General features: G+C 62.9%; 13 protein-coding genes. 8 read left to right on the forward strand and 5 right to left on the reverse strand.

Annotation, left to right across the window (positions count from 1 at the left end; translation table 11 throughout):
* Positions 1-33: 33 nt before the first annotated feature.
* Genes RBA40_RS05605 through RBA40_RS05615 form a run of 3 tightly spaced genes read right to left on the reverse strand, consistent with a single transcriptional unit; the run spans position 34 to position 2,671 of the window.
* Positions 34-1,203 carry a vWA domain-containing protein gene (locus tag RBA40_RS05605; RefSeq protein ID WP_306646627.1) on the reverse strand — a complete coding sequence of 390 codons (1,170 nt, stop codon included), beginning with the start codon at positions 1,201-1,203 and terminating at the stop codon, positions 34-36.
* Entirely contained in the window at positions 1,197-1,805 is a 609-nt protein-coding gene (locus RBA40_RS05610) for a GNAT family N-acetyltransferase (protein ID WP_306646629.1), read from the reverse strand. The genes RBA40_RS05605 and RBA40_RS05610 overlap by 7 nt, the downstream gene beginning before the upstream one ends.
* Positions 1,805-2,671 carry an AAA family ATPase gene (locus RBA40_RS05615; protein ID WP_306646631.1) on the reverse strand — a complete coding sequence of 289 codons (867 nt, stop codon included), beginning with the start codon at positions 2,669-2,671 and terminating at the stop codon, positions 1,805-1,807. Before RBA40_RS05615 ends, RBA40_RS05610 begins: the two co-directional genes overlap by 1 nt.
* Positions 2,672-2,847: 176 nt before the next feature.
* On the opposite strand from RBA40_RS05615, the gene RBA40_RS05620 reads away from it, so the two are divergent.
* The 5 genes from RBA40_RS05620 (at position 2,848) to RBA40_RS05640 (ending at position 7,850) form a co-directional block, all read left to right on the forward strand.
* A complete protein-coding gene (locus RBA40_RS05620) occupies positions 2,848-3,165 on the forward strand; it encodes a c-type cytochrome (protein ID WP_099875163.1) in 318 nt (105 codons plus the stop codon).
* Positions 3,166-3,175: 10 nt separating this feature from the next.
* Positions 3,176-3,517 carry a c-type cytochrome gene (locus RBA40_RS05625; RefSeq protein WP_306646633.1) on the forward strand — a complete coding sequence of 114 codons (342 nt, stop codon included), beginning with the start codon at positions 3,176-3,178 and terminating at the stop codon, positions 3,515-3,517.
* A 112-nt stretch (positions 3,518-3,629) separates the two neighbouring features.
* On the forward strand, positions 3,630-5,150 hold the full coding sequence (locus RBA40_RS05630; RefSeq protein WP_306646635.1) for a SulP family inorganic anion transporter: 1,521 nt from the start codon (positions 3,630-3,632) through the stop codon (positions 5,148-5,150).
* A gap of 4 nt (positions 5,151-5,154) precedes the next feature.
* Entirely contained in the window at positions 5,155-6,324 is a 1,170-nt protein-coding gene (locus RBA40_RS05635) for a helix-turn-helix domain-containing protein (RefSeq protein WP_306646637.1), read from the forward strand.
* Positions 6,325-6,374: 50 nt separating this feature from the next.
* Entirely contained in the window at positions 6,375-7,850 is a 1,476-nt protein-coding gene (locus tag RBA40_RS05640; protein ID WP_306646638.1) for an amidohydrolase family protein, read from the forward strand.
* A gap of 77 nt (positions 7,851-7,927) precedes the next feature.
* Here the strand turns inward: RBA40_RS05640 and RBA40_RS05645 are convergent, their stop codons facing one another.
* Both RBA40_RS05645 and RBA40_RS05650 read right to left on the reverse strand, forming a co-directional pair.
* Positions 7,928-8,353, reverse strand: a complete 426-nt coding sequence (locus RBA40_RS05645) for a DUF1841 family protein (RefSeq protein WP_306646640.1) — start codon at positions 8,351-8,353, stop codon at positions 7,928-7,930.
* 182 nt (positions 8,354-8,535) lie between these two features.
* Complete coding sequence (locus RBA40_RS05650; protein WP_306646642.1) at positions 8,536-9,144, reverse strand: RNA pyrophosphohydrolase; 609 nt, start codon at positions 9,142-9,144, stop codon at positions 8,536-8,538.
* 203 nt (positions 9,145-9,347) lie between these two features.
* Here RBA40_RS05650 and RBA40_RS05655 point away from each other — a divergent pair, with 203 nt between their 5' ends.
* The 3 genes from RBA40_RS05655 to RBA40_RS05665 all read left to right on the forward strand — a co-directional run bounded on the left by RBA40_RS05655 (position 9,348) and on the right by RBA40_RS05665 (position 12,155).
* Entirely contained in the window at positions 9,348-11,081 is a 1,734-nt protein-coding gene (locus RBA40_RS05655; RefSeq protein ID WP_306646644.1) for a proline--tRNA ligase, read from the forward strand.
* Positions 11,082-11,092: 11 nt separating this feature from the next.
* Positions 11,093-11,698: a lytic transglycosylase domain-containing protein gene (locus tag RBA40_RS05660; RefSeq protein ID WP_306646792.1), complete on the forward strand. Its 606-nt coding sequence runs from the start codon at positions 11,093-11,095 to the stop codon at positions 11,696-11,698.
* Between the two features lie 124 nt (positions 11,699-11,822).
* Positions 11,823-12,155: a hypothetical protein gene (locus RBA40_RS05665; RefSeq protein WP_306646647.1), complete on the forward strand. Its 333-nt coding sequence runs from the start codon at positions 11,823-11,825 to the stop codon at positions 12,153-12,155.
* Positions 12,156-12,351: the final 196 nt, after the last annotated feature.

Consider the following 12,351-nt stretch of genomic DNA (forward strand, 5'->3'; position numbering starts at 1 on the left):
ACTTGGGTAGCGCCGCAAGGACTGGCGCGCGCCTTATTTGCTCAGGGTGCGCATGGCACGCTCGAGGCCTTCGATCGTCAGCGGGAACATGCGGTTACTCATGATCTGGCGGATCACGGAGATCGACTGGCGGTACTGCCACACGCCTTCCGGCTCCGGATTGAGCCAGGCGAATTTGGGGAAGGCATTGCAAAAGCGCGCCAGCCAGGCGGCGCCGGCTTCTTCGTTGTTGTATTCGACCGAGCCGCCAGGATGGAGCACTTCATAAGGGCTCATGGTGGCGTCGCCGACGAAAATGAGCTTGGTGTCGGCCGGGTACTTGCGCAGGATGTCCCAGGTCGGAAAGCGCTCGGCATTGCGGCGCCGGTTGTTCTTCCACAGGTAGTCGTAGACGCAGTTATGGAAGTAGAAGAACTCCATGTTCTTGAATTCGGTCTTCGCCGCCGAGAACAGTTCCTCGGTGCGTTCGATATGGTCGTCCATCGAGCCGCCCACATCGAGCAGCATCAGCACCTTGACTTTGTTGCGGCGCTCCGGCCGCATCCTGATATCGAGGTAGCCGGCATTATTGGCGGTGGCGTGAATGGTGGCGTCGAGCGCCAGTTCGTCTTCGGCGCCTTCGCGCGCGAACTTGCGCAGGCGCCGCAGCGCGACCTTGATGTTGCGCGTGCCCAGTTCGCGTTCGGCGTCGTAGTCGCGGTAGGCGCGCTGTTCCCACACCTTGACCGCGGTACGGTTGCCGCCTTTGCCGCCGATGCGCACACCCTCCGGATTGGTGCCGCCGTTCCCGAACGGCGAGGTGCCGCCGGTGCCGATCCACTTGCTGCCGCCTTCGTGGCGCTCCTTCTGTTCCTTGAGCAGTTCGTTCAGGCGGTCCATCAGCTTGTCGTAGCCGAATTTTTCTAGCTGGCGTTTCTGTTCGTCCGACAGTTCGCGCTCCATGCGCTTGACCAGCCAGTCGAGCGGAATGGCGGCATTCGTCTCGAAAGCGGCGTTGATGCCCTTGAAGTACTGGGCAAAGGCGCGGTCGAACTTGTCGTAGTGCGCTTCATCCTTGACCAGGGTGAGGCGCGACACATAATAGAAGTCGTCCATCGACGCGCCGACGACGTTGCGCTCCATCGCTTCGAGGAGCGTGAGGAATTCCTTGATCGTGACCGGGATCTTGGCGTCCTTGAGCGAAAAGAAGAAGTCGATCAGCACCTTATGCTCTCCCCCCTCGCCCCCGCCCGCTGCAGATTGTAGTGCAGCTGCGATTTGATTTCGGGCCATTCGCCGCGCAGGATGCTGTACATGACCGTGTCGCGCACGGTGCCGTCGCGCCGCAGGGCGCTGTGGCGGATCACGCCATCCTTCTTCGCCCCGAGGCGCTCGATGGCCGCCTGCGAAGCGTGATTGAAGTTATCGGTGCGCAGGCCCACCACCGCGCAGCCGAGCGTATCGAAGGCGTGCGAGAGCAGCAGTAATTTGCAGCTGGTGTTGACGTGGCTGCGCTGGCGGCTTTTGGCGTACCAGGTCCAGCCGATTTCCACGCGGTCGACCTTGGGCAGAATGTCGTGGTAGCTGGTGGTGCCCATCACCGCGCCGCTGGAGGCGTCGATCACGGCGAACGCCAGGCGGTCGGGCATATCGAGCGCATGGCGGATGTACTGCTCCGCGTCCTGCGGTTCCGGCACCGACGTGACACGGATGTTCCACAGTTCGCCGTCGCTGGCGGCCGCGCGCAGGCCGTCGGCGTGCGCGAGCGACAGCGGCTCGAGGCGCACACCGTTAAATTCGAGGGTGAGGGCGTCGACCTGGATCATCAGCGGTTGGTCCGCGACATATAGACCAGGCGCTCGAACAGGTGCACGTCCTGTTCGTTCTTGAGCAGGGCCCCGTGCAGCGGCGGCACGATGGCCTTGGCGTCCTGGCTGCGCAGCGCTTCGGCCGGGATGTCTTCGGCCAGCAGCAGCTTGAGCCAGTCGAGAAATTCGGAGGTCGAAGGCTTTTTCTTCAGGCCCGGCACGTCGCGCACTTCGTAGAAGCTTTGCAGCGCCTGCGCCAGCAGGTCCTGTTTCAAGGTGGGGTAGTGCACCTTGACGATCTGCTCCATCGTGTCCTTGTCGGGGAATTTGATGTAATGGAAGAAGCAGCGCCGCAAAAACGCGTCCGGCAGCTCTTTTTCGTTGTTCGAGGTGATGATGACCAGGGGGCGGTGCTTGGCCACGACCATTTCGCGCGTCTCGTAGACGTAGAACTCCATGCGGTCAAGTTCGCGCAGCAGGTCGTTGGGGAACTCGATGTCGGCCTTGTCGATTTCGTCGATCAGCAGCACCACCGGCTCGGGCGCGGTAAAGGCTTGCCACAGCACGCCCTTGACGATGTAGTTGTGGATGTCGCGCACACGCTCGTCGCCGAGCTGGGAGTCGCGCAAGCGCGATACGGCGTCGTATTCGTACAGGCCTTGCTGCGCCTTGGTGGTGGACTTGATATGCCACTGCATCAGCGGCATGTTCAGCGCGGCGGCGACTTCTTCGGCCAGCATGGTTTTGCCGGTACCCGGCTCGCCCTTGATCAGCAGGGGACGCTGCAAGGTGAGGGCGGCGTTGACCGCCAGTTTCAGGTCGGCGGTGGCGACATAACTGCTTGAACCCTGGAAGCGGTGCGCCTGCGAATGCGATGCGTGCATGTGCGTGTGTGGTCAAAAGTGGAATTATTTGGAGTATAAGCCAGAACCGGAAGGGTGGCACTGCAACACAGTGAAAGTGGACGGGGCACTTCACTTCGGTTAAAATCTCAGGTTGATAGTGCAAAACATAATAATTTTGCACGTGCGATACCCGATTATCACTTACCCTCGCCACCATGAAAAAATTCATCGCACTCCTCGTGCTCGCCTGCGTCGCGAACGTGTCCGCCGCAGCGGACATCGTTGGAAACGCCAAGGCTGCAAAAGTTGAACAATGTATCGGCTGCCACGGCATCCCCGGTTACAAAGCGACTTTCCCTGAAGTCTATTCGGTGCCGATGATTGGCGGCCAGTCGGCCAAGTACATCGAAAACGCGCTGATCGCTTACAAGAAGGGCGAGCGCAAGCACCCTTCGATGCGTGGTATCGCCGGCAGCATGTCCGACCAGGACATCGCCGACGCCGCTGCCTACTATTCGCAGCAGAAAAAATAAGGACAGAGCCATGAAAAAACTGATTATCGCCCTGTTCTGCGGCGCTGTTTCCCTGAGCGCCACCGCCGGCGGCAACATCGCCAACGGCGAAGCCCTGGTCAAGAAGCGCACCTGCGCAACCTGCCACGGCGCCGACTTCAACAAGCCGACCGACCCGAGCTACCCACGCCTGGCTGGCCAGCACGCCGACTACCTCAAGCACGCGCTGGTCGCCTACAAGCGTGGCGATGGCCCGAACGGGCGTAACAATCCGATCATGGGCGCTTTCGTCAAGGACCTGTCCAACCAGGACATGGCCGACATCGCCGCTTACCTGCACAGCCTTCCTTCGGACCTGGCGCTGAAGCGTTAAACCGCCCCAGGCAATACGGACGCTGTCATCAAGGCGCCTTCCATCTTCTCTTCGCCGGGAAGGTGGAAGGCGCCTTGTTTTTGTCCCCCTGTTTTTCGTTCACGGAGCCGCCTTGCCGACTTTATCGCCCCAGTACCTCAAGTCCAACCTGCTCAGCGGCCTGACCGTGGCGCTGGCCATGGTGCCGGAGGCGATCGCGTTCGCGCTGGTGGCGCATGTGTCGCCGCTGACCGGTTTGTACGCCGCCTTCATGGTGTCCCTGATTACGTCGGCCATCGGCGGGCGCCCGGGCATGATTTCGGGCGCGACCGGCGCGCTGGCCGTGGTGATGGTGGCGCTGGTGGTTTCGCATGGCGTCGAATACCTGTTCGCCACGGTGGTGCTGATGGGGGTGCTGCAGCTGCTGTTCGCCGCCGCCCGGCTGGGTAAATTCATCCGCATGGTGCCGTATCCGGTGATGCTCGGGTTCGTGAATGGCCTGGCGATGGTGATCTTCATGGCGCAGTTCGGCCACTTCAAGGTCACGGGCCGCGACGGCGCGCAGCACTGGATGGTGGGAGCGCCGCTGTACACGATGCTCGCCCTGGCGGCGCTGACCATGGCCGTGATCTACCTGCTGCCGCGCGTGACGCGCGCCATTCCCTCCACCCTGGCCGGCATCTTGCTGGTGTCGGTGCTGGTCGCTACCCTGGGCATCGATACCAGGACGGTGGGCGACCTGGCCTCGATCAAGGGCGGCCTGCCGGTCTTTCACCTGCCCGACGTGCCTCTTGATTGGGCGACCCTGCGCATCATCTTCCCGTATGCGCTGGTGCTCGCTGCCGTCGGACTGATCGAATCGCTGCTCACGCTCACGCTGATTGACGACATCACCGACACGCGCGGCCAGCCCAATCGCGAAAGCATGGCCCAGGGCGTGGCCAATGTGGTCACGGGCCTTTTTGGCGGCATGGGCGGCTGCGCCATGATCGGCCAGAGCATGATCAATGTGAACAATGGCGCCACCGGGCGCCTGTCGGGCATCGCCACCGCCGTGTTCCTGCTCTCGTTCATCCTGTTCGCGTCCGAATGGATCGAGCGCATTCCGCTGGCCGCCCTGATCGGGGTCATGTTCGTGGTGTGCCAGAAGACCTTCGCCTGGGGCAGTTTCCGCCTGTTCGGCAAGGTGCCGCGCGCCGATATCGCGGTCGGCCTGCTGGTGGCGGTGCTCACCTTGATCTTCGACCTGGCCATTGCGGTTGTCGCCGGCGTGATCGTCTCGGCGCTGGCGTTCGCGTGGGAGCACGCCAAGCGGATCGGCGTCAGCATCCATGTCAACCCGCAGGGCGCGCGCGTGTACGCACTGGAAGGCACCCTGTTTTTTGCCTCGGTTGCGCAATTTAACCAGTTGTTCGCGCCAAAGGACGATCCGCAGGAGGTGGTGATCGATTTTGCGCGCGCGCGCGTGGTCGACCATTCGGCCATCCAGGCCATCGACGCGCTGGCGCTGCGCTACCGCCAGGCCGGGAAGCACCTGCACCTGCGCCACCTGAGCCCCGACTGCCGCGAGCTGCTGGAAAACGCGCGCGACATGATCGAGGTGAATCTGGCCGAGGATCCGCGCTACCGCATCGCCGACGACAAACTGGCCTGAATCCATGACCCAGGGCGCGCTCTCCATACTCCTGCTGCTGGCAATGGGGCAGGGCGTGTTCCTGGCGATTGCCCTGCTGGCGGCGCGCCAGGCCGAGCTGCACGGGGCCAACCGGCTGCTGGCCGCCCTGCTGCTGGGGAGCGTGGCCGTCATCGGCCATGCCTGGCTGGGCATCAACCGCCTGTATACAAGCTATCCGCACAGCGCCATGGCGATCGCCACCATCGGTTTGCTGAGCGGGCCGCTGCTGTATTTATATCTGCGCAGCGCCCTGACCGGGCAGCGCCTGCGCGCGCGCGACTGGCTCCATGGGGCACCATTTTTGCTGGCGACGGCCGCCATGCTGCCGTTTTACCTGCAAAGCGCGGCGGCCAAGCTGGCCTGGATGCAGAGCCGTCCGGTGCTGCCGTGGTATGTCGGCGTGTCCGTGCTCGTCAAAACGCTGCTGTTCATCTGGTATGTCGCGGCCTGCTACCGCCTGATGCGCGGCGCGGCAAGCGGCCCGTTGGCCGCCGGCCTGGCGCGCCTGACCAAAATATGGGTGCTTGGCGCGGCCGGCAGCGTGGCCGCCTTCGGCATCGAATTTCTCGACATGGAGCTGCCGTTGTCGTCGGACGCGCTGGGCGCCATCGCGCTGGCGTGTTTTGTGTATGCGACCGCGTTCCTGGCAATCCGCCTGCCGCTTGGCTACCGCGCGCACCTGCCCGCAGCGGCGCCCGTGCCTGTGCCTTTGCCGGAACCGGCGCCGCGCTATGCCAACAAGCGCCTGTCCGAGCCGGACCGCGCCAGCTTTCTCGATGCACTGAAACGGTGCATGGAAGTCGACCAGGTTTACCGCAACGGCGAACTGACGCTGGACGAACTGGCCGCGCTGCTGGCCATGACGCCGCACGAACTGTCGCAGCTGATTAACGATGCCTGCGGCGTCAACCTGCAGGAATACCTGAACCGCTACCGGGTCGACGCGCTCAAACTGGCGCTGCATGCGCCCGACCAGGCCAGCGTCAGCATCCTCGACCTGGCGCTTGCATGTGGCTTTAATAGCAAGACCACCCTGAACCGCGCATTCAAGAAGCAGACCGGCCTGACCCCGTCCGAATTTCGCCGCAGCGGGGCCGGCGCTGGCGTGGAAACAGGTGCCGAATCATCATCTGGGACGACTCGCCCGGGCTAAATCGTGAAAATGGGTCCATTCGCCCCTTCACTCACAGCCATGGAGTTTTCATGAAACGTACCCTGTTGCCGGCCTGCCTGGCCACCCTGATGTTGTGCAACGCGGCCCTCGGCGCCGACCGGATCTGGATTTCGAACGTCAAACTGGTCTCGCCCGAAAAGCTCGACCGCATCGAAACGGGCAGTGTGCTGATCGACGGCGGGCGCATCGCCCGGGTCGAACGCGGGCCATCGACGGCCGCGCCAGTCGGCGCCAAAGTCGTCGACGGCAAGGGTTACTACCTCACGCCGGGCCTGATCGACTCCCATGTGCACCTGCACGTCGTGCCGGGAATGAGCATGGAGCAGGGCGCGTCCGGCGAGAGCCTGGCGCAAAACTACTTCCGCCAGATGCCGCGTTCCTTCCTGTATCACGGCTTTACCACCGTGATCGACCTGGCGGTGTCGGATTACGGCGTGATCGAGCGCTTGCGCAAGGAGCCGCTGCATCCGGACGTATTTCACTGCGGCGAAGCGCTGGTGCTGGCCAACGGCTACCCGATGTCGTTCTTTACGCCCGAAACGCGCTTCCAGAGCTTCGGTAACTATCTGTTCGATCCGGCCATGCCGACCGCGGTGCCGGCCCACTTTGCGCCATCGGCCCACACCGTGGCGGCGGGCGTGGCGCGCGTGGACAAGGCCGGCGGCATCTGCGTGAAGACCCATTTCGAGCGCGGTTTCGGCAAGGATCGCAACCTGCCGGTGATGAGCGGCGCCAAATTTGCCGAAGTGCGCGCCGCCGTCACGCGGGCGGGCAAGGTGCTGGTCACGCATGCCAATTCGTTCGAGGCGCAGTCGTTCGCGGTGGCTGGCCGTGCCGACGTACTGGCGCACGGCATGTGGCACTGGGGGGCTCTGAACGGCCAGGCCGGCCTGCCGAACGACATCAAGGCGCTGCTCGACAAGATCGCCGACCAGCGCACCGGTTTTCAGCCGACCATGCAGGTGCTGTACGGACTGCGCGCCTATGTGGAGCCGGGCTACCTGAACGATCCGGCCCTGCGCAAGGTGGTGCCGGCTTCGCTGCTGGCCTGGTTTTCCACGCCCCAAGGGCAGTGGTTCAAGCCCGAAGTGACCGATGGCGAGGACGACGCGGCGGTCATGCAAGGCATGGAAGGGCCGCTGCGGCGCCAGCGCGCCGTGGTGGCCTACCTGGCCAGCCGCGACGCCAATTTCGTGTTCGGCTCGGACACGCCATCGTCGCCGACATACGGCAATCTGCCTGGCCTGAACGGCTACCGCGAGATGCAGCAGCTGCACGCAGCCGGCATGTCGCTGGCGCAGATCTTCAAGGCGGCCACCATCAATAATGCGCGCACTTTCAGGCTCGATGCCGAACTCGGGTCGATCGAAGTGGGCAAGGCGGCCAACCTGCTGCTGATGAAAACCTCGCCGCTGGACGACGTGAGCGCGTATGACAGCGTGGTGACGGTGTGGGTGCGTGGGCAGCAGACGGCGAGGGAGGCGCTGGCGGCCGACTATAAATAGAGCTGTTCAAGCCCGATACAGCATCTAAAAATCGTTATCCCTCAAACCGTCATTCCCGCCTGCGCGGGAATGACGGTTCAAGCGCAGCGCGCGCGGACGCACTCGACGTAGGCGACGCTGTCAGGCGGCACGCCGTTGCGCTGCGAGGTCCAGATCATCTGGCCCAGGCATTCCATGATTTCGTGATGGGCATCGTGCGCGCCGAGGCGCTGGGTCAGCGCATTGCAGGCGGCGCGGATGCCCGGCGGCTGGTCGATCGACACCTGCTCGGCGATCGACAGGTGCATCGACAGGTGCAGGAACGGATTGGCCTGTCCGCCCTCGACCGAGTAGTCGCGCGCCAGGGCCGCCTCGGCGTCGGAGAGCACATCGGCGTATTCGGGGTGCTGGACGATCCAGTCGGCGGCGATGGCGTCCATCGGGCTGAGAATCCCGCCGCTGCGCTGCTTGCGGTAGGCTTCACAGAAAAAACGGCGCACATCGTCGGAAGAAGGGGTGAACATGGTTGGCGGGGCAGGCAAATGAGGTAAGCCGCATTGTACCGCCATCACTGCGCCGCCGTCCCGGACGGCCCGAGCGCCCGCGCCGGCCAGGGGTGGGATACGAACGCGTTAACTTGCCTGATGTGCAACTTCGAGGGCGAAAAAACGGCGCCGTGAAGCGCCGTTGGGTGTGTCGGGTCCTGCTATTCCTTGCTCGGCACCAGTATCAGCTGCGGTTCCGGAGCGCAGGGCTGTTCCGGTGCCGGCTGGCGCGGCGCATGCGGCTGGCGCAGGTAACGGGCCGTGTGGCGCCGTTCGTGCGTATGGCCGCCATTGGCCGGCCAGGTCAGGAAACGCGATAATTCCTGCAGGGCGCGCTGGTAGACATCGCGCTTGAACTCGATCACCACATCGAGCGGCACCCAGTAATCGTGCCAGCGCCAGGCGTCGAACTCCGGATGGTCGGTCAGGCGCAGGTTCACGTCGTTATCGCGCGCACACATGCGCAACAGGAACCAGATCTGCTTTTGGCCCCGGTAGTGGCCGCGAATCTCGCGCTTGATAAAATGGTCGGGCACTTCATAGCGCAGCCAGTCGCGGGTGCGTCCCACAATCTTCACATGCTCCTGGCGCAACCCAATCTCTTCCTCCAGTTCGCGATACATTGCCTGTTCCGGTGTCTCACCGTATTTAATGCCCCCTTGCGGGAACTGCCACGAGTGCTCGCGCACCCGCTTGCCCCACCACACCTCGTTATGGGCGTTCAGCAGGATGATGCCGACGTTGGGCCGAAACCCTTCACGGTCGAGCATAGTGCACCTCGAAACTTTCTGCCAGCGCGCGCCTTCTTACATATTTACCCACAAATTCTGGCCCCCGCCAGGCTTTCGGGGTACGAAAACGGCGGGAACCGCGTCAAACGGGCCCATTTGTATAAAGATTGGACGCATCAGCCAGCTAATCCTTTAAAATTAGGTTGATTATAACCCTCTCTTTTTAAAAAGAATTCACCGATATGCGTGCCTCCCGTTTTTTTATTTCAACTTTAAAAGAAGCACCGTCCGACGCTGAAATCGTCAGTCACCAGCTGATGATGCGCGCAGGAATGATCAAGCGCCTCGGCTCCGGCATCTACACTTACATGCCGACCGGCTTGCGCGTGATCCGCAAGGTCGAAGCGATTATCCGTGAAGAAATGAACAAGGCGGGCGGCATCGAAATGCTGATGCCGCTCGTGCAGCCAGCCGAGCTGTGGCAGGAAACCGGCCGCTGGGAAAAGATGGGTCCGGAACTGATGCGCGTGAAAGACCGTCACGGCCGCGAGTACGCGATCCAGCCGACGTCGGAAGAAGTCATCACCGACGTGGTGCGCTCCGAAATCAAGTCCTACCGCCAGCTGCCGCTCAATTTTTATCATATCCAGACCAAGTTCCGCGACGAGCGCCGTCCGCGTTTTGGCCTCATGCGCGGGCGTGAATTCACGATGAAGGATGCCTACTCGTTCGACCGCGACGAAGCGAGCATGAAGGTCTCTTACAAGATCATGTACGACGCCTACACGGCGATCTTCAACCGCTTCGGCTTGAAATTCCGCGCGGTGGCGGCCGACAACGGCGCCATCGGCGGCTCCGGCTCGCACGAATTCCACGTCATCGCCAGCACCGGCGAAGACGCCATCGTCTACTGCCCGACGTCCGACTACGCGGCCAACATGGAAGCGGCCGAAGCGCTGCCGCTGGCCGCCGCGCGCGCCGCCGCCACTGCGCCCCTGACCAAAACCGCCACGCCAGGCACCACCAAATGCGAAACCGTGGCCGAGCTGCTCAAGCTGCCGCTGTCGCAGACCGTCAAGACCATCGCCCTGACGGTGGAAAAGGAAGTCGCCGGCAAGCAGGTGCTGGAAAACTGGATGCTGCTGCTGCGCGGCGACCATGAACTTAACGAAATCAAGGTCGGCAAAGTACCTGGCCTGGCCGCCCACCGCTTTGCCACCGAAGCCGAGATCCTGGCCTGCTACGGCAGCATTCCCGGCTACCTGGGCCCGATCGGCACCAGGCAGCCGGTCACCATCGTGGCCGACCGCACGGTCGCCAACATGGCCGATTTCGTCTGCGGCGCCAACGAAGAAGGCTTCCACTACACGGGCGCCAACTGGGTGCGCGACCTGCCGGAAGCAATCGTCGCCGACCTGCGCAACGTCGTCGAAGGCGACGCTTCGCCGGACGGCAAGGGCGTGCTGGCGATCGAGCGCGGGATCGAAGTCGGTCACGTGTTCCAGCTCGGGACCTCGTACTCCGAAAGCATGAAAGCTACTTTTCTGGACGAAAACGGCAAACCTGCGCCGCTGCAGATGGGCTGCTACGGGATTGGCGTGACGCGTATCCTGGGCGCGGCGATCGAGCAGAATTTCGACGACAAGGGCATCATCTGGCCGGCTGCGATCGCGCCGTTCGAAGTGGTTCTGTGCCCGATGGGGATGGACCGCAGCGAGACGGTCAAGACCGAAGTCGAGAGCTTGTATGCGGCGCTGCAGGCGGCGGGCGTGGACGTCATCGTCGACGACCGCGGGCTGCGTCCGGGCGCCATGTTCGCCGACTGGGAACTGATCGGCGTGCCGCACCGCGTGGTGATCGGCGAGCGTGGCCTGAAGGAAGGCAACCTCGAATACCAGGGACGGCGCGATGCCGAGGCGACCGCCGTGCCGGTGGCCGGCATGGTCGAGTTCATCAAAGGCAAATTGAGCCAGTGAGCGCTTCGGTCATGGTGAACACGCTGGCACAGGTGGTGCTGGCGGCGGGGCTGCTGTGTTCCTGGACTGCGTGGGCCGGCAACCAGAAAGAGGAAGCGATGGCCGACTCGGTGCGGCTGGCGCTGTCGAACGCGATCAAGGACACGCGTCCGCCGCAGCCTGTGTTTCGCGACGAGGCGGGGCGGGTGCGTTACCAGCAATGGCTCGCGGCGATGTCGGACCGGCTCAAGCGCAAGCTGCCGGACGACCAGGTGCGGCTCGAATTCCTGCAATCGGTCTGGTACGAATCGAACCGTGCCGGGCTCGATACGGGGTTGGTGCTGGGGCTGATCCAGGTTGAATCGGCGTACCGCAAGTACGCCGTCTCGATGGTGGGCGCGCGCGGGTACATGCAGGTGATGCCATTCTGGACCAATGCGATCGGCGACAGCGACCGCAGCAAGCTGTTCCACATGCAAACGAACCTGCGCTACGGCTGCTCGATCTTGCGGATGTACATCGACATCGAAAATGGCAATCTGTACCTGGCGCTGGGCCGCTACAACGGCAGCCGCGGCAAGCCCGCCTACCCGAACGCCGTCCTGGCCGCCTGGGAAAAGTGGAAATTTCCTACCTAAAAATGCGGACGACCCCCACAACCGGGGTCAGAGCTCTGATTCGAAATTGATTGCAAAACCGGCGGCTGGCATATCGTAGCCAGCCCCGGTTTGCCTGCCCGCAATTTGTAAAGGACCGCCTGTCTTGAGCCGTAGCCGTCGTCGCAACCCCATTTGGGGAATCGCCATTTGCCGCAGTGAGCGGTGGGACAAGAAGGACTGGCATGGTCGCTTTCGTCCCCGCGAACGCCAGGCGCTGGTGGCCGCATCGCCCGAGGCGCTGGAATCGCACCTGCCCGTACTGGAACGCCAGGTCAGTAATGTGTGGGCAATGGGGAAGGATGGCCGTGCTTACCATCCCTTGAAGGATCAGATCGACTCGGCCGCTTGGGCCGCTCAGCGCAAGGGCCGCAACGCCAGCCCGCACGAACGCGCGGCGCTGAAAAAACGGCTGCTGTATAAGTCGATGCGCAAATGAGCTGCTCAATGTCTTTACCACGCGCACTTTCTTACCCCTGAGGCACGGAAATATTTCGAATTAGAGCTCTGACCCCGGTTAGGTAAGCAGGCAAGTATTTCGAATCAGAGCTCTGACCCCGGTTAGGAAACTATTTGGTTAGGTAACTATCGAATCGTGCAGGTGAGTAGCTGCTGAAGTCCGGCACCACGGCGAC

It is taken from the genome of Massilia pseudoviolaceinigra, from assembly GCF_030846505.1.
In the GTDB taxonomy this organism is placed as follows: Bacteria; Pseudomonadota; Gammaproteobacteria; order Burkholderiales; family Burkholderiaceae_D; genus Telluria_A; species Telluria_A violaceinigra.